Annotated in this window: 17 protein-coding genes; 5 read left to right on the top strand and 12 right to left on the bottom strand. The window is 68.1% G+C overall.

From position 1 onward, the window contains the following. Positions 1–19: 19 nt before the first annotated feature. The 8 genes from M3G03_RS04910 to M3G03_RS04875 form a co-directional block, all read right to left on the bottom strand. On the bottom strand, positions 20–658 hold the full coding sequence (locus tag M3G03_RS04910) for an MBL fold metallo-hydrolase (protein WP_259808539.1): 639 nt from the start codon (positions 656–658) through the stop codon (positions 20–22). Between the two features lie 28 nt (positions 659–686). After that, the gene (locus M3G03_RS04905) at positions 687–2,072 is read right to left on the bottom strand and encodes a class II 3-deoxy-7-phosphoheptulonate synthase (protein ID WP_259808538.1); all 1,386 of its coding nucleotides are present in this window, start codon (positions 2,070–2,072) and stop codon (positions 687–689) included. 93 nt (positions 2,073–2,165) lie between these two features. After that, the gene (locus M3G03_RS04900; protein ID WP_259808537.1) at positions 2,166–2,825 is read right to left on the bottom strand and encodes a response regulator transcription factor; all 660 of its coding nucleotides are present in this window, start codon (positions 2,823–2,825) and stop codon (positions 2,166–2,168) included. Further along, the gene (locus M3G03_RS04895) at positions 2,812–4,008 is read right to left on the bottom strand and encodes a sensor histidine kinase (protein WP_259808535.1); all 1,197 of its coding nucleotides are present in this window, start codon (positions 4,006–4,008) and stop codon (positions 2,812–2,814) included. Before M3G03_RS04895 ends, M3G03_RS04900 begins: the two co-directional genes overlap by 14 nt. After that, complete coding sequence (locus tag M3G03_RS04890) at positions 4,005–4,928, bottom strand: 1-acyl-sn-glycerol-3-phosphate acyltransferase (protein WP_259808533.1); 924 nt, start codon at positions 4,926–4,928, stop codon at positions 4,005–4,007. The genes M3G03_RS04895 and M3G03_RS04890 overlap by 4 nt, the downstream gene beginning before the upstream one ends. Next, complete coding sequence (locus tag M3G03_RS04885; RefSeq protein WP_259808532.1) at positions 4,925–5,695, bottom strand: 1-acyl-sn-glycerol-3-phosphate acyltransferase; 771 nt, start codon at positions 5,693–5,695, stop codon at positions 4,925–4,927. The genes M3G03_RS04890 and M3G03_RS04885 overlap by 4 nt, the downstream gene beginning before the upstream one ends. 32 nt (positions 5,696–5,727) lie before the next feature. Then, on the bottom strand, positions 5,728–6,777 hold the full coding sequence (locus M3G03_RS04880) for an ROK family glucokinase (RefSeq protein WP_259808530.1): 1,050 nt from the start codon (positions 6,775–6,777) through the stop codon (positions 5,728–5,730). A gap of 75 nt (positions 6,778–6,852) precedes the next feature. Next, complete coding sequence (locus tag M3G03_RS04875; RefSeq protein ID WP_259808528.1) at positions 6,853–8,049, bottom strand: NlpC/P60 family protein; 1,197 nt, start codon at positions 8,047–8,049, stop codon at positions 6,853–6,855. A 130-nt stretch (positions 8,050–8,179) separates the two neighbouring features. Here M3G03_RS04875 and M3G03_RS04870 point away from each other — a divergent pair, with 130 nt between their 5' ends. Together M3G03_RS04870 and M3G03_RS04865 are read left to right on the top strand one after the other, a co-directional pair. Then, on the top strand, positions 8,180–10,000 hold the full coding sequence (locus M3G03_RS04870) for a DEDD exonuclease domain-containing protein (protein WP_259808526.1): 1,821 nt from the start codon (positions 8,180–8,182) through the stop codon (positions 9,998–10,000). Further along, a complete protein-coding gene (locus M3G03_RS04865) occupies positions 9,997–10,266 on the top strand; it encodes an Lrp/AsnC family transcriptional regulator (RefSeq protein WP_259808525.1) in 270 nt (89 codons plus the stop codon). The genes M3G03_RS04870 and M3G03_RS04865 overlap by 4 nt, the downstream gene beginning before the upstream one ends. A gap of 71 nt (positions 10,267–10,337) precedes the next feature. Here M3G03_RS04865 and M3G03_RS04860 read toward each other — a convergent pair whose 3' ends face one another. Beyond that, entirely contained in the window at positions 10,338–10,850 is a 513-nt protein-coding gene (locus M3G03_RS04860) for a peptidylprolyl isomerase (protein WP_259808523.1), read from the bottom strand. A gap of 273 nt (positions 10,851–11,123) precedes the next feature. Between M3G03_RS04860 and M3G03_RS12850 the strand changes: the two genes are divergently transcribed. The 3 genes from M3G03_RS12850 (at position 11,124) to M3G03_RS04845 (ending at position 13,302) form a co-directional block, all read left to right on the top strand. Continuing rightward, positions 11,124–12,113: a hypothetical protein gene (locus tag M3G03_RS12850; protein ID WP_311197477.1), complete on the top strand. Its 990-nt coding sequence runs from the start codon at positions 11,124–11,126 to the stop codon at positions 12,111–12,113. Positions 12,114–12,291: 178 nt separating this feature from the next. After that, entirely contained in the window at positions 12,292–12,582 is a 291-nt protein-coding gene (locus M3G03_RS04850; RefSeq protein ID WP_259808521.1) for a hypothetical protein, read from the top strand. Between the two features lie 9 nt (positions 12,583–12,591). Continuing rightward, the gene (locus M3G03_RS04845) at positions 12,592–13,302 is read left to right on the top strand and encodes a leader peptidase (prepilin peptidase)/N-methyltransferase (RefSeq protein WP_259808519.1); all 711 of its coding nucleotides are present in this window, start codon (positions 12,592–12,594) and stop codon (positions 13,300–13,302) included. Between the two features lie 106 nt (positions 13,303–13,408). On the opposite strand, the gene M3G03_RS04840 is transcribed toward M3G03_RS04845, so the two are convergent. From M3G03_RS04840 to M3G03_RS04830, 3 genes are read right to left on the bottom strand one after another with little or no spacing between them, the layout of a single operon-like run. Further along, a complete protein-coding gene (locus M3G03_RS04840; RefSeq protein WP_259808517.1) occupies positions 13,409–15,169 on the bottom strand; it encodes a ubiquinol-cytochrome c reductase cytochrome b subunit in 1,761 nt (586 codons plus the stop codon). Continuing rightward, positions 15,169–16,284 carry a ubiquinol-cytochrome c reductase iron-sulfur subunit gene (locus M3G03_RS04835; protein ID WP_259808515.1) on the bottom strand — a complete coding sequence of 372 codons (1,116 nt, stop codon included), beginning with the start codon at positions 16,282–16,284 and terminating at the stop codon, positions 15,169–15,171. The genes M3G03_RS04840 and M3G03_RS04835 overlap by 1 nt, the downstream gene beginning before the upstream one ends. Next, positions 16,281–17,084: a c-type cytochrome gene (locus M3G03_RS04830; protein WP_259808513.1), complete on the bottom strand. Its 804-nt coding sequence runs from the start codon at positions 17,082–17,084 to the stop codon at positions 16,281–16,283. The genes M3G03_RS04835 and M3G03_RS04830 overlap by 4 nt, the downstream gene beginning before the upstream one ends. Between the last annotated feature and the right edge of the window lie 3 nt (positions 17,085–17,087).

Genomic DNA, 17,087 nt, shown 5'->3' with positions numbered 1-17,087 from the left:
GAGCCGAGAGAAGCCGGGGTCAGCGCCGGGGCAGCTCCGTCGGCTCCCCATCGCGAAGGTCATGGAAGCGGGTGGAGGTCATCTCGCTGAACCGGTCAAAGCTCAGCGTCCAGCCGCGGTCATTGAGCAACCCCTCGTGGATCAGGAAGCCGGCCTGCGCATCGACCGCGCGGATGAAGTCGATGACCTCCTTCATCGCAGCCCAGGGCCCCATGGCGGGGGCCGCGAGGACGTCGATGTCGCTGGGCACCGCGTCCAGTGCGTCACCCGGGTGGAAGAAGCGGGTGCCCTCAGCTTCAAGGATGACCCCGACGTTGCCGATGCGGGGGATGTCGGCGTGGATCACGGCATGCTGGCCGCCCACCGCAGTCAGCGTCAGGTTCTTGACGGTGCGGGAATCGTCGGCAGCGAAGGGCTCGCCGCGATGGGTCTTCTCATGGACCGAGGGCTCGACCAGCAGCACCGCCTGCGGGTTCGCGGCGATCAACGCGGGGGCGAACTCGGGGTCGAAGTGGTCGGGGTGCTGATGGGTGACGACGATGGCATCCAGCCCGGTCAGGTGGTGCCAACCGTCGCTGAAGTTTCCCGGGTCGAACAGGACTCGGGTGTCGGCAACCTCGACGAGCACGGCGGAATGACCTAGGTGGGTGAACTCCATGTCACCCACCCTAGGGTCCGGGCCGCCCTCAGAGGTCGCGCGCGGTGAACTCCTGCACCGGGTTCACCCGAAGGGCGCCCTCGCGCAGCCTGTCGGCCACCATGAAGGCCAGCTCCAGGGACTGGTTGCGGTTCAGGCGCGGGTCGCAGGCGGTTTCGTAGCGCGTGGCCAGGTCCTCCTCGCGGAGTTCGTCCACACCGCCGACACACTCGGTGACGTCGTCACCGGTGAGTTCGATGTGGACGCCACCGGGCCAGGTGCCCAGCTGACGATGCACCTCGAAGAACCCGTTGACCTCGTCACAGACATCAGTGAACGAGCGAGTCTTGTAGCCGTTGGCCGCCTCGAAGGTGTTGCCGTGCATGGGGTCGCAGGACCACACCACCTTGCGTCCGGTGGCCTCGACGGCCTGGATCACCGGCGGTAGCTTCTCGCGGACGTTCTTGGCACCCATTCGGATGATGAAGGTGAGGCGTCCGGGCTCGAAGTCGGGGTCCAGCGCCTCGGCCAGGGCGACGGCGTCCTCAGGGGCGGTCGTGGGTCCGAGCTTGATGCCGATCGGGTTGCGGATCGCGCGCATCAAGGCCACGTGGGCACCGTCGAGCTGGCGGGTGCGCTCCCCGATCCAGACCATGTGTCCTGAGGTGTTGTACGGCTCGTTGGTACGCGAGTCGATACGGGTCAGCGCATGCTCGTACTCCATCAGCAGCGCCTCGTGGCTGGCGTAGAAGTCGATCTCGCTCATGGAGCGGTCGTCAACCCCGCAGGCCACCATGAAGGCCAGCGCACGGTCGATCTCGGCAGCCAGCTCCTCGTATTTGGCCTCCACCTGGGAGTTCGCGACGAAGTCGGCATTCCAGGCGTGGATGCCGCGCAGGTCGGCGAAACCGCCCTTGACGAAGGCCCGGACCAGGTTCAGGGTGGCGGCCGAGGCGTTGTAGACCTTGATCAGGCGTTCGGGGTCGTGGCGGCGGGCCTCCTCGGTGAATTCGAAACCGTTCACCGCGTCCCCGCGGAAGCTCGGCAGGGTCACCCCGCCACGCGTTTCGGTGTCCTTCGAGCGAGGCTTGGCGTACTGACCGGCGATGCGGCCGACCTTGACCACCGGCACCTGGGCGGCGTAGGTCATCACCACGGCCATCGACAGCAGGACGCGCAGCTTGCCCTTGATGTTGTCGGCCTGCACCGAGGCAAAGGTCTCCGCGCAGTCGCCCCCCTGGAGCAGGAAGCCCTGGCCCTGGGCGACGGCGGCCAGCTTGTCGCGCAGGTCGTCGCATTCCCCTGCGAACACCAGGGGGGGTAGCTGGCGAAGGCGTTCCACGACACCGTCGCGCTCGGCGGCGTCCAGATAGGTCGGCTGCTGGACCTGGGGGAGGCTGCGGAGTTCGTCGAGGGGCGGAATGGCCGAAGTCATGGTCGCCACTCTAGCCACCTGGCCCAGTGACCTGGGTCACCTGTCCACCGCCATGGGACACCCCCAGCGAGCCCGATCGCCGGGCGGCCGGGATCAGGTGTCGAAGCCCTGCTCGATCGCGTAGAGGGTCAGCTCCACGCGATTGTGCAGCTGGAGCTTGCGGAGCACGTTCTGCACATGGTTCTGCACGGTGCGGTGGCTCACCACGAGCTCCTCGGCGATCTCCCGGTAGGCCATCCCCTTGGCCACCCGGCGGAGCACGTCAACCTCGCGCGGGGTGAGGACCGGACCCTGCTCATTGCGCTGCTGGGCGGTGTTGACCATGCGCCGGAACTCCCCCAGGACCAGCCCGGCTAGTCCGGGGGTGAAGACGGCGTCGCCACGGGCGGTTCGCAGGACGCCGTCGACCAGCTCAGCCTTGGGAGCTGACTTCACCAGGTAGCCCAGGGCACCGGCCTTCACGGCGCGAAGCACGTCCTCGCGCTCGCCGGAGGCGGAGACCACCAGGACGCGGGTCCCGGGGAGCTCATTGAGCAGGATCTCGGTACAGGTGGCGCCATCCGGGGCGGGGATCTGCAGGTCCATCACGATGACGTCAGGGCGCGTGGCGCGGGCCCGGCGCAGGCACTCCTCGCCATTGTGGGCCACCGCGACGATGTCGAAGCCCTCGGACTCCAGGTCGTCACCCAGGGCATCAATCCACATCGGGTGGTCGTCGACGAGCATCACGCGCTTGTGCTCAGACCCGCTCATTCCACGTCCTCTCCTCGGCGGGGTGCCCCGCCTCACCGACACCGATCGGCAGTTTCAGCTCCCATTCCACGCCACGCCCCGGCGCGGAGGACATCTCCGCGGTCCCGCCCAGGTCTTCCATGCGTCCGATGATGGACTGGCGAATACCGAGGCGTCCAGCATCGGCTGCCGCCTGGACCTGCTCGGAGGTCATGCCGACGCCATTGTCCCTCACCGAGATGATCAGCTGGCCGGTGTCCTCCTCCAACAGGATCCAGGACTCGCTCTCGGGCCCGCCGTGGAGTTCGGTGTTGAGTAGCGCCTGGGCCACTGCCGCCTGCAGTTCGCGGGCCACTTCTGGGGGCAGCAGCACTGCGCCGGCCATGACCGAGACCGTCACCCGGTCCGAACTCATGGCATCCAGCGTCGCCGCGACATCCACCTCGCTGGGGCCCTCCTCGGCAGCCAGTTCCTCCACGGCGCGGTCCTGCAGGACACTGCGCAGCTGGATCTCCTGCTGGCGTGCAAGCTGCGCCAGACGTTCCCCGCGCGGGCCCAGGCTGCGTCCCTCGCGCTCGACGAGCGAGAGGACCTGCAGGGCGCCGTCGTGCACGATGCGGTTCATCCTGTCGCGTTCGCCCAAGGTGATGGACGCCGCCAGGCTGCGATCCCGCTCGCTCAGTGCCCGGCGCAACTGGTCGACCATCTGGCCGGCTCCCCAGGCAGCCAGGCAGATGCCGAAGCTGGTGGTCCAGACCCGCAGGTCATGGATGGTGCCGGCCTGCTGCAGGCTCGCCGCCCCGAAGATGGCCGCCACGACCAGGCCCACCCAGGAGCCCCAGCTGACGGCGCAGGCCAGGCAGGCGCCGACGTACCAGTAGACCATGGAGGGAACGAAGCCGTGTTCGTGGTTGGCATTGGGTCCCAGGATCCAGCGGCTGCACAGGACCGCGACCAGGCAGGCGACCACGTCGATGACCACCAGCGGCTTGCGGTACCGCGGTGGAAAGCGGTTCCACTGCGCCATCACCAGCGTCCAGAACAGGGTGAGCGCGGACAGCGTCATCAGGACGACAGGGTGGCTGACCTGGTTCACACGCACCATGTTGAAGGCGATCGTCTGCACGGCCAGGGCCAACCGAAGCCAGGCCAGGACGCGGTGGGTGGACCGCAGCAGCGGTGCGGTCGACAGCGGCACGCTCATTGCCCGCCGGGCTCTGCCGAGCCGCGAAGCCGATCACGCTCTGCTGCTGCCAGAGCTTGTGCCCGCGCGGCCTCGGACGCGCGTCTGGCGCGTTCGGCCATGTCGGCGCGCTCCAGCTGGGCCTCGACCCGGCGTTTCACCTCAGCGCGACGTTCGGCGTCCCTGCGGGCCAGCGCGTCCAGTCGCCTGCCATCACGCCGTGTGGCCCCGGCGCTCCGCAGGCTGGCGCGTGCGGTGGTGGTGAGGGTGTCGACGTAGTGGGTGCCCACGACGCGGGTCAACTCATCCATCACCTCGTCGACCACCCCGCGCGCCAGGGTGCGATCGGGCACCAGGTCGGCGTGGCGGCTGAAGTCCACCGGCTGGCCGACCACGATGCGCCCCTGACGGCTGTCCAGCGAGATCGGGACCACCGGGACGGTGCCGATGCGCTGGGCGGCGAGCACCAGCCATCCCAGCGCGGTGTGTCCCTTGTGCACCGCCGGGTCCGGGGACGGTGCTCCCTCGGGAAAGACGATGACCAGCTCGCCGCGTCCCAGGGCAGCGAAGGCGCGGGTCCAGGCGTCGCTGCGGTCCTCCTCGTGTGCCCGGCGCTGCTGGACGGCCTCACCGAGCCTGTTCACGTCAATGACGCGAGAGGCCCGGGGTAGGTGCGCCTGCAGGACGCGACCGTCCAGCAGGTGGCGATGGTTGGCAACCAGAATCGCCGGCCCCTCCCATGGGATACGTGCGGCTCCCTCGACGGAGCCCTCCCCCCGCAGGCTGGTGCGGTAGTCCTGGACGGGCTCGGTGACCCGCTCGGTCAGCTGCCCAGCCCTCCTCCCGACCCCTGTGATGGCCTGCTCCGCGACTTTGCGAGCCCTGCGCAGGGTCTCCCGCCCGCTCTCGAGGGTCGGCCCGGCCTTCACCTGCGGCCTCATTCAGCTACTCCGTCACGAACGGGCGCCGGGCCCGGCAGGGGGCGCCCGGCGCCGGGATGGTCCACCACGAAGCGGCTCAGGTCCTTGTCCTTCAGGTCGCCGAATTTGGCGCGGGTGGCGTAAACGTCGACGTATCGCTGCCCGGTGATCTTCTGCACCTCGGTCATCACGACATCGGTGATGTGGCGCAACACCTTGAGCTCACCCTCGCGGCCGGCGTACTCGCTGAAGTCCAGCGGCTCGCCGATGATGATGCCCGGGTGGTGCATCAGGGGGATGCCCAGACGGCCCTTGCGGAACTCAGTACCCACCATGCCCACCGGGATGACCGGGACCCCGGCCTCGAGCGCCATGCGGGCCACCCCGGTCTTGCCCTTGAACATGTCGCCAGTGGGAGAACGGGTGCCCTCGGGGAAGATGCCGACCACACCGCCGCTCTCCAACTCCTGGGTGATCGGGTCGAGGCCCTGGGCACTCGCGCGTCCCCCGGAACGATCGATGGGCACCTGCCCCACCGAGGTCAGGAACCAGCCAACCACCCGGCCCCAGGCGCCAGGGATCTCGAACATCTCCGCCTTCACCGGGAAGGTCATCCGACGCTTGATCAGCGCTGGCAGCAGGAAGGTCTCGCCATACGAGAGGTGGTTCGCGGCCAGAATGACGCCACCGGTCGGCGGGATGTTCTCCTGACCCCTGATCCATGGCCGGAAGGCGACCCGGGAGACCGGGGCGAACAGGAGGTTCTTGAACAGGTGGTACGCCAGCATGCCCTCACGATATGGCATCCCCGCCGCTGGGCTCAGCCAACGCTGCGGCGGGCGTCCACCAGTCCGCGGAAGCCACCACGAATGCGCTTGCGGCGGCGGCGTGGCCAGAAGCCACGAGCCACCCCCGGCGGCTGCTCAATGCTGTGAAGGGCCAGGTCGGCGGCTCCGATCAGACCGGCTTCGTTCCCGAAGGCGGCCAGGGTGATGCCGGCGTACTCGCGAAAGCCACGCCCGGTGAGGGTGCGCTGGAAGGCCTGTTCTGCCGGCCCTCGAAGCATCTCCCCAGCAGCGCTCACCCCCCCGCCGACGACGAACAGGTCCGGGTCGAGGGCTGCTGCGAGATCGGCCATGCCGCGACCCAGCCACGTCCCGACGTCCCCGATGAGTTCGATGGCGGTGGCATTGCCGGCCATGGCGGCGGCAGTGATGTCGGGTCCCCGAAGGGCGTTGATGTCATGGTCGCCCACGAAGTCGAGCAGGCCTGCTGCCTGTGGGGAACCGGTGGACAGCAGCGATCTGGCGTCCCGGACGAGGCTGTTGCCGGACGCATACTGCTCCCAACAACCCCGGTTGCCGCAGGGGCACCAGTGACCTTCAGGTACGACCTGCATGTGGCCGAACTCCCCGGCCATGCCGTAGCGACCGCGGAAGAGGCTGCCGTTGATCACCAGCGCGCCGCCAATCCCGGTGCCGAGGGTGATCATGACCATGACGCGCGCATTCCGCCCGGCGCCGAACCGGAACTCGGCCCAGGCAGCGGCATTGGCATCGTTGTCCACCAACACCGGGTAGGGCAGCCGCTGTTGGAGTCGCTCCTTCAAGGGCTCATTGCGCCACGCGAGGTGCGGGGAGAAACGCACGATCGCCTGGTTGGTGTCCACCCAGCCAGCGGCTCCGATGCCCACCGCCACCACAGGATCCGTGCGACCCAACTCCTCGACCGCGGCGCAGATGGCGTCCTCGACGGCCTCGGGGCTGTAGGAGGGCGTGGGCTGGAGCACCTTGTGGATCACCGTGCCCATGGGGTCGACCACCCCGGCAGCCACCTTGGTCCCGCCGATGTCCACACCGATGCTCAGCACGTGCCCACCCTAGAGCAGGGCCACCCGGCCTCGCAGCGCCACCCGGCCTCGAGTGGCAGCATCCGCGGCTGCGACTCAGCCAACGCGACGGATGGAGTGGATGGGCATCCAGGAGTTCTGCAGCGAGATGAGCCGGACACCCTTGCGCGGGTTGGCCGCGTCCACCAGCATGCCGCCGCCCACATAGATGCCCACATGGCTGGCGCTGCTGTAGAAGATGACCAGGTCACCGGGCTGGATGTTCGACAGACTGACCGGGACGCCGACCCCGGCCTGGGCCTGGGAGGTGCGCGGCAGGCTCACCCCGGCGCGGGACCAGGCAGCGCTGGTCAGGCCGGAGCAGTCGAAGGCGTTGGGACCCTCGGCACCGGTGACGTAGGCCTTCCCGACCTGCGCGCGGGCATAGGCGACCGCAGCAGCGGCGCCCGAACTGCTCGCCGGCACGCTGGGGGTCGACTCCTGCCGGGTGGACGTGGTGGCGGGGGTGGACGTGGCGTTCGGCTTCTTCTTGTCCTGCGTCCTGTCCGTCGCCGTGGTGCTTCTGTCCTGTGCTGCGGTGGACGCAGGGCGCGTGGCGGCGGCGCGCTGCTCGCGAGCACGCCGGGCCGCGAGCTGGCGGGCTGCCTCCTCGTCCTGTAGCTTCTCCAGGCGCTTCTTCTCCGCTGCGGTGAGCTTGCTGAGGACCTTCTCCGCTTCCTCGGATTTCTTCGTGTACTCGGCGAGAAGGTCCGACTTCTTCTCTTTGTCGACCCTGATCTCGTCACGGGAGTCGGTCAGCTGCTTCTCCAGCGTGGTGAGTCGGCCCTGCTCGGCCTGCAGGGTCTGGAGGCGGGTGGTGGTGCGCAGCGTGGTGGCATGCACCGTCGCCATCGTGCGCAGCATCGAGGTCTCGTCCTTGGCCGTGACCAGCTGTGCGCTCAGGCCCATCCTGGAGTTCTGGAACTGGGCCTGGGCGACGCCGCGCAAGCTCTTGCGCATGCTGCTGACCCTGGCCCGCTGGGCGGTGGCGTCCTTCTGGAGGCGGGCGACCTTCTTGTCCGCGGCGGCGAGCTTCTCCGCCAGCTTGTTGTGCTCCAGTTCCAGCTGCGAGCTCTGCTCGTGGAGGGCGTTGACCTTCTTCTGCGCCTCTTTGACGGCGTCCGGCTCGGCGCTGGCCACCTGGGCGGGGGCGACCGCCAGACCACAGGCCAGGACCAGGCCCACAGCGGAGGAGGCCACGGCAGCCCGAACATGGGAGGACAGCCCGAAGGACAGCATGGTGCGAGTGGACATGGCGAGGATGGTCCTCCAGTGCGGCACGGATCGTCTGAGAGAACCCTAAGACACTCTCAGGGGAATGACCAAGCGGGCGTCCCGGATCTGAGTGCAGGAATTGTCGGGGGCCGTGTCTACCGTCTCCGGCATGGTCTCCATCGCCTCCGCCTATCGCCAGTACCAGCCCTCTATCGAGGACCTCGGCACCCCCCTGTCGGAGGTCACCTTCGTCGTGGTGGACCTGGAGACCACCGGCGGCAGCGGCGAGGACCAGATCACCGAGATCGGCGCCGTGAAGGTGCAGGGCGGTGAGGTCCTCGGCGAGTTCCAGACCCTGGTCAACCCGCGCACGCACATCCCCCCGCTCATCGCCGTGCTCACCGGCATCACCAACCAGATGGTCGCCTCGGCGCCGACTCTGGCCCAGGTGCTACCAAGTTTCCTGGAGTTCATCCGCGGCAGTGTCCTGGTGGCCCACAACGCCGGCTTCGACATCGGTTTTCTGAAGCGAGCCTGCCACGAGCATGGTCAGGAATGGCCCGCTGCCACCGTGGTCGACACGGTGGCGCTGGCCAGGCAGGTGCTCCTGCGTGATGAGGTCCCGAACGTGAAGCTGGCCACCCTCGCCGCCTTCTTCCGTGCGACCACCACGCCCGAGCACCGGGCGCTCAGCGACGCGAGGGCCACCGTGGACGTTCTGCACGGCCTGCTGGAGCGGGTGGGCAATCTGGGCGTTGCCACCCTGGAGGACCTCCATGACCTGACCCGCCGCGTCTCCCCCCAGCGCCGGGCCAAGCGCACCTGGGCTGACACTGTGCCCGAGAAGCCGGGCATCTACTGGTTCCATGCCGACCTTCCTGACCCCGACGACCCCAGCCGCACGCGCCGGGAGGTGCTGTACGTCGGCAAGTCGGTGAACCTCAAGCGCCGCGTCCGTACCTACTTCACTGCTGCGGAGAAGCGTGCTCGCATGGAGGAGATGGTGCGGGTGGCCACGGGTGTCGACCACCTGGTCTGCGCCACTCCCCTCGAGGCCGAAGTACAGGAGCTGCGCATGATCGCGGCGCACTCCCCGCGCTACAACCGGCGCTCCCGCCGCCAGGACAAGGTGGCTTGGGTGAAGCTGACCAGTGAGGCGTTTCCTCGGCTGTCGGTCGTGTCGAAGGTCCTCGATGACGGCGCCGACTACTGGGGGCCCTTCAGTGGACGCAGGCAGGCCGAGCAGGGGGTACTGGCCCTCTACGACAGCTTCCGGATCCGCCAGTGCACCCACAAGCTCTCCCCGACCAGGCCGCGCGCCTCCTGTGCGCAGGGCGAGATGGGGCGATGCCCGGCCCCCTGTCTCCTGGACGGCGGTGAGAACGAGTACAGCGAGGTGGTGGACGCCCTGCGTCGGGCCATCGGTGAGGACGTGCGCCCCGTGGTGAGCGCGATGGGGCGCCGGCTCACCTCCCTGGCGCGCCAGGAGCGCTTCGAGGAGGCTGCCGAACTCACCGCTCGCCTGCGCACCTACCTGGGCACCACCCGACGCTGGCACCGACTGCGGTCGCTGTCATCCTGCCCGCAGATGGTCGCGGCTCGACACGACGGAGCAGGCTGGGAGATCCACGTCCTGCGTTACGGTCGGCTGGCAGCCGCCGCGTACGCCCCCGCGGGGGCCATCCCCCAGGCGGTGGCGCGTGATGCAGTGGCGCATGCGGCGGCGGTGCCAGCACCGAGTGCGGGCTTTCCAGCCGCCTCGATCGAGGAGGCCGAACGGGTGGCCTCCTGGCTGGAAGCCGACGGCGTCCGATTCATCGAGCTGGTGGGGGACTGGGCGTGGCCGGCCCATGCCTGCCTGCCGGAGGTCGACGTGGCTCGGCTGGCGAACGTGTCCCTGAAGGAACCTCTGGTGGTGAGCGAACATCGTGGTGGTGGCCAGCATCCTGCCCACGCCCCGAGGGCAGGGATGATTAGGCTGTCGTCATGATCAACGCCATCGTCTTCGTCACCGCCGACGTCTCCTCCATCCCCGAGCTCGCCGAGGAGATCGCTGGCATCGAGGGGGTCAGCGAGGTCTACTCGGTGACCGGAGCCATCGACCTCATCGCCATGGTGCGGGTGCGTGACGTTGACCAGGTCGCCGCAGTGGTCGCGGACCGGATCAACAAGCTGACAGGGGTCAAGGAGACCGAGACCCACATCGCCTTCCGCACCTTCTCACGTCACGACCTGGACGCCGCCTTCTCGCTCTGACGGCCACCTGCCGGGCAGCACAACGGGCCGACCAGGTGGTCGGCCCGTTGGGGTGGGGTGCTGGTGATGTCTCAGACCAGCTCGACGCTGTTGATGACGACATCCTCGACCGGGCGGTCGTTGCGTCCGGTACGCACGCTGGCGATCTCGTCGACGACCTTCTGCGAGGCGGGATCGGTGACTTCACCGAAGATGGTGTGGCGATTGTTCAGGTGCGGGGTGGGAGCGACGGTGATGAAGAACTGCGAGCCGTTGGTGCCGGGGCCGGCGTTGGCCATGGCAAGCAGGTAGGGACGGTCGAACTTCTTCTCGGGGGAGAACTCGTCCTCGAACTGGTAGCCCGGGCCTCCGTAGCCGGCGCCCAGCGGGCAACCACCCTGGATCATGAAGCCATCGATGACGCGGTGGAAGATCAGGCCATCGTAGAACTTGCCGGTGCGGGGCTGTCCGGTCTGGGCGTCCTTGTACTCCTTGGTGCCTCCGGCCAGACCGGTGAAGTTCTCCACCGTCTTGGGCGCGACCTCGGGGAACAGGTCGATGGCGATGTCGCCGTGGTTCGTGTGCAGGATTGCCTTGTCAGCCACGAGGAAACCTCTCGTTCGTTCTTGGTGTGTCTGTGACCACGAGTCTAGGGGGACGCGGCGGGGCCTGGAGCGCCCGTGACGAACAGGGAGTTCACTCCCTGTCTCCCCCGGGCGGATGTGTCGGGGCTGGTTCAGGGGGGTGCGCTCAGGGTGAATTGGGGGACGCTGATTTCCCCCGGTCCCTCCCCTGGCCCCCCAGGGCGCACTAGCGTGGAGGGCACGCTCGACCACGAGCAGCTCGATCACGAGCCCCACCACACTACGGAGGAAACCGTGGACCGCCGCAAGAAGCACATCAAGAAGGCCGCCGTCGAAGCTGAGACCGCCGCCGACCGCGCATCCGCAGCCATTGACCACGCTGCCGCTGCCGTCAACCAGGCTGCTGCCGCCCTCGTTGCCGCCCTCGGGCAGGCCCAGGAGAAGGCTGCTCCGGCAGCCAAGGTCGCCCTGGCCAAGTCGATGGAGATCGCCGACCGCACCAAGGAGTCTGCCCAGAAGGATCTGGCCCCCAAGCTGGCCGGAGCGGCTGCCCTGGTCACCCCGGGTGTCGATGCCGCGCGCCAGCGCGTCGCCGATGACCTGTTGCCCAAGCTGACCGAGATCCTGCACGAGGCCGAGGACCACCCCGCCGTCAAGGAGGCCACCAAGCGTGGCTTCGCCACCGTGGCTGCCCTCAAGGGCGACCTGGACGTGCGCACGCCCGCCGTCGCGGAGAAGAAGGGCGGAGCGGCCCGCACCCTTGCCAAGGTGATGGCCGCGGGCGCCCTGCTCGCCGGTGCCGCCGTTGCCGTGCGCCAGTTCCTGCTCTCCAAGGACGACGGCTGGACCGCCCACGAGCCCTCCCCGGCCTACACCGCCGACACCCACAAGGCCGACTCCACGCTGGTCTACAGCACCGGTGGCGAGGAGCGCACCGAGGAGGTCCCGGCAACCCAGCCTGTCGAGGGGGATGCCGAGGCGCGCATGACCGCCGAGGGTGGCCCCGTCGCCGGCGGCGAGGACTTCGCCGCCCAGGCTCCGGCCGAGGGTGACGTTCCTGACGTCGAGGCCGTCCAGGGTGCGTCCGCTCCTGCCGGCGTCGTCTACGGTGAGGGCGCCTACGTGGGTTCGGAGCCTCCGGCTGACCACACGATCAAGGGCAACGAGCGCTCGAAGAAGTACCACACCCCCGATTCCGCCGGTTACGAGCGCACCATCGCTGACGTCTGGTTCGTGTCCGAGGAGGCCGCCCGGACCGCAGGCTTCAGCAAGGCGCAGCGCTGAACCGTGGCGTGATCTCCCCTGAGGAGTGACACCCTCACGGCGCAGGGCCCGGATCTGATGGATCCGGGCCCTGTTGCGTTCCCAGATGTGTTCATCCAGAGTTCACCCGGGAGATGTCACATTGCAGGGCCGGGGATGGGCATTACAGGGCAGAAGCATCCCTCGCGAAAGGCCCACCATGTCCAGCACAATCCCACCTCAGCCCTCGGAGGACGCCGTGTGGGTGCACGGCTGGCCCTTCCGCCTGCTGCTTGACCACCTCGCGGCTCGCCACGACACCAGCGCGCGGGCCGTGCTGCTCGCGGCCGGTCTCAGCCGGGGTGACTCCCGAACCCTGATGCGCTGCACTCCCCGCTGGGGACGCATCCCCCATCGGGTCGGCGTCGCACTTCTCCGCGTCGATGACGACAGGATCGTGAACGCCCATCGACGGCTTGCAAGTGCCCGACCCGCGACCGTCGCGGCCTAGGGTGTCCCCATGCCCCTGCCCCTGTGGCGAACCTTGCTCTGGCCCGGCACCATGACGGCTCTGGTTGCCGCCCTGCTGGCCCTGATCGCCGTCCGCTTCCTCGTGCCCAGGCTCCCCGAGCCGGAAGTCGACCCTGATGACCCCTTCGTGAAGCCGCTGTACCGGGACCTGGTGCGCCCCGGCGTCACGATCCCTGCCCTGGCACTGGGCGGCATCGCCGGAGGGACCAGCCCCCTGGCCGGAGGGATGGTTCTGGGGGCTCTGGCCCTGGCCGGTCTGGGAGCTGCGCTGTCAAGTGTCGATGCAGCAACAACCTATCTCCCCTCGCGGCTGCACTGGCTGACGGTGAGTGCCGTGGTCCTGTTGGGGGCCCTGGGCGTGCTGCTCTGGGAACCCCGCGCCAGGTGGTGGCCGATCGGCCTCGGGGCAGTCTTCGGAGCCCTGGCGTCCTTCTGCCTGTTCTGGGTGATCTGGCGAGTGGGCAACGGCTTCGGCTACGGCGATGTGCGCCTCGCCACCCTCACCGGGGGATTCTGCGGGGCGCTGGGCGTCCAGACCTGGTGGGCGGGCATGCTGCTGGGGACCATCGTGGGTGCCGTCTGTGCGATCGCCGTGGCACTGTATCGGCGTCGCCACCCCTCGCCCTTGGGGACCGCCTTCCCCTATGGCCCGGCCCTGTGGGCGGGGCCCTTCCTGGCGCTGCTCATGAGCGCCTGGTGAGGCATCTGCCCTCGACGGGACCCCAGCGCAACGGTGTTGGAGAACGGTGAATGGGCGGCCCCCAGGGGGAACCGCCCATCCACAATGACGGGTCAGCGAGCTGGCCTCAGACGCGCGCTTCGACCTCGGCATCGCCATCGGAATGGCGCTCGAGCGGATGCGAGCTCGGAGCCGCACCGCTGGAGACCTCCCGATCGACATCGCGATCACGTTCCTCGTCGTGGTGCTGTGACTCGGCGATCTCCTCGCGAGTGGGCGGCTGCACCCGGTACCCATGGAACCAGCGGCTCATCGAGGCACGGAACTTCGACACCTTCTGGCCGTTGGGCACCCCGTTGGCATCCAGACCGTCCGAGGCGACCAGCACCGGGGGCTCATCGTGCTGGGTGAGGGTCCACAGCTCGTCCTGGGAGAGCGCCTCGTGGGCCTCGGAGTAACCACCATCCGGCGAGCGGACGATGACACCGGTCTCACCCCCGTGCAGTACGCGCTCACGATCACGGCGCTGCTTGGAGATGCAGATGCGCTTGGTGATGATGAAGGCGAGGAAGGGCACGATGAACAGCGCGATGCGAATAAACCAGGTCACCCCATTGAGGCTCAGGGCGAACTGGGTCGCGATGATGTCGTTGCCGCCGGCGATCCAGAACAGGCCGTAGATGCTCATCATGGACACGCCGAAGGCCGTGCGGGTGGGGGCATTGTGCGGCAGGTCCAGCAGGTGGTGCTCGCGCTTGTCCCCGGTGACCCAGGCCTCGAAGAATGGCCACAGGGCCAGACCGGTGAACAGGATGCCCATCAGGCCGACACCGGGCAGGAACACGGACCAGGTCCACGTGGTGTGCCCGATGTGCCACTCCATCGGTGGGATGATGCGGATTGCGCCCTCGACCCAGCCCATGTACCAGTCAGGCTGCGAGCCCGCGGTCACCTGTGCCGGGTTGTAGGCACCGTACTTCCAGACCGGGTTGATCTGCATGAAGGCACCCATGAGGACCAGGACGCCGAAGACGACGAAGAAGAAACCGCCGGCCTTGGCCATGTACACCGGGAACAGGGGGTAGCCGACCACGTTCTTCTCGGTGCGGCCCGGTCCGGGGTACTGGGTGTGCTTGTGGTAGACGACCAGCGCCAGGTGGGCCGAAATCAGGGCAAGCAGGATGCCGGGCACCAGCAGAATGTGCACCATGTAGAGGCGGGGCACGATCAGCTCGCCGGGAAACTCGCCGCCGAAGACGAAGAACTCAGCCCAGGTTCCGATCAGCGGGATCGAGCGAATCAGGCCGTCCACGAACCGAAGACCAGTACCCGAGAGCAGGTCGTCAGGGAGGGAGTAGCCGGCGAAGCCCTCGATGGTGGCCAGCGCGAACAGGCCCACACCGATCAGCCAGTTGATCTCGCGAGGCTTGCGGAACGCGCCGGTGAAGAACACGCGCAGCATGTGCGCCATGATCGAGGCCACGAACAGGATGGCGCCCCAGTGGTGGATCTGGCGGACCAGTAGGCCGCCCCGGATGTCGAAGGACAGGTCCAGAGTGGAGGCGAAGGCCTCGGACATCTGGGTGCCCTGCAGGATCTGGTAGGAGCCCTGGTACTCGACCTCGGCCATCGACGGCTTGAACCAGATGGTGAGGAACACACCGGTCAGCAGCAGGACGATGAAGGAGTAGAGGGCGACTTCACCCAACAGGAAGGACCAGTGATCGGGGAAGACCTTGCGCAGGTTCTTCTTCCCGAGCGAGGCAAGGCCCAGACGCTCGTCGGCCCAGTTCAGGACGCCGGAGGCACCCTTCAGGGCGTGCGGCTTGGCCGGTTCCCGCGTCTCGAGGGCGGGCGAGGTCTCAACGACCTGGGTGCGCGACGCCATCAGTTGTCACCGTCCTTGTAGTCGTGGCGCGAGTCGCGCTCGAAATAGCTGGGGCCGACCGGCACCGTGAAGTCGCTCTGGGCCACCAGGTAACCCTCGGCGTCCACCTTGATCGGCAGCTGCGGCAGCGAGCGCGTCGCGGGCCCGAAGACCACCACACCGGAGTTGCCGAGGTCGAAGGTCGACTGGTGGCAGGGGCACAGCAGGTGGTGGGTGGTGCGCTCCCACAGGGAGATGGGGCACCCCACATGGGTGCAGATCTTCGAGTAGCAGAGGATGCCGCCGACCTGCCAGTCCTTGCGGGACTCGGGGATCTTGATGCGGTCGGGCTCCATGCGCACGACGACGATGGAGGACTTGGCCTTCGCCTGCTGGAACTCCACGCCGTGCAGGTCGAAGAGGTTTTCGGGCTGCCCGTTCACCAACTGGCCGATCTCCATCTCGGAGGCCTTGATGGGGCGCTTGTTCACGTCGGTGACGAGGCGGACTCCATCGGCCCACAGGGTCTTCTCGATCGTCGCCTTGCGCAGGCCCTTGCCCGGGTGGGGGCCCAGGTCGGCGAGGACAACGACAGCGGGAACCACTGCCATGCCGATGGCCCCGGCCAGCGCACCGCCGATCAGCCTGCGACGACCGAGGGCCGAGTCGGCCGCCCCCTGGTCGAACTCCTTCTGGAAGGCAGCGCGATCCTCCGGGGAGGAGACCATTGCGTGGCGCTCGTCGGAGATCTCGGTGTCGTTCATCAGCTGCTTGGCCCAATGGATGCAGGCCAGACCAATCAGCAGCACGGCGAGACCGCCGGTGATGCCGAGGCCGAGGTGCTGGGCATAGGAGTGCAGCGGGCCGAACTTGATGTACCAGTCGCGCGGAACGGCGAAATAGATCACCACGAAGGCGATCGCCAGCAGGGGCACCAGCGCGAGCATGCCGACCACCTGGGCGTAGGCACGATTGCCCGCCGCCGTGTTGGCGTCGGTGTAGCGCTCGATGTGCTCCTCGATGCCCGGGTCGTCCACGGGCTTGTCGGGATTGCTGGACGCCACAGGGAGGGTCTCGTCGTAGTCCTCCGGGGACAGCGGTCCCTGGTGGGCGGGGACAGGGTTCTTGGTGCTCATCGTGCGCGAGCTCCCTTCTTGGCGAGCCAGACGGCAACGAGGACGAGCGAGCCCAGTCCGAGGACCCAGCCCCAAAGGCCTTCACCGACGGGGCCGAAACCACCGAGGTCGAAGCCGCCGTTGGGCTCGTCGTGGAGGGTATTGAGGTAACCGATGATCTCGGTGACGTCGTCATCGCTCAGCGAGCCCTGGGCGAACACGGGCATCTGCTGCGGTCCGGTGCGGATGGCCTCGTAGATGTGCTTGTCCGAAGTCTTCATCAGCGAGGGGGCGTAGCGGCCGTTGGGCAGCGCGCCACCGCGTCCCTCGAAGTTGTGGCAGGCGGAGCAGTTGGTGCGGAAGAGCTCGCCACCTCGGGCAATCTGCTCCTGGGAGAGCTTGGAGGTGTCGTACTGCTCCTTGCTGGGGATCTTCGGGCCGGGGGCCAGGGACGCCACGTAGGCGGCGATCGCCGAGATCTCCTCGGAGGTGTACAAGGTCTTCTTGATGGGGGCCTGGGCCTCCGGGCGCGCCATCGGCATACGTCCGGTTTCCATCTGGAAATCGACCGAGGCGGCTCCGACACCGATCAGGGTCGGGGCCTCCGGGGTACCCTCGCCGTTCAGACCGTGGCAGGAGGAGCAGTTGACCTGGAAGAGCTCCTTGCCTTTGGCCAGCTGGCTCTGCTGGGTCGAGTCATCGGCAGTGGAGACCGTCGTCGGCGCCATCGCCGAGTAGAGGGCGCCCATGACGAACAGCGCCAGGACCAGGGCGAGTGGCTTGGCAGCAGGGTGGCGCCGCCTGCGGGAGAGGAATCGCATGAT

The sequence above is a fragment of the Aestuariimicrobium sp. p3-SID1156 genome, assembly GCF_025144225.1.
Lineage (GTDB): Bacteria > Actinomycetota > Actinomycetes > Propionibacteriales > Propionibacteriaceae > Aestuariimicrobium.
This window is presented reverse-complemented; position numbering and strand designations above follow the sequence as displayed.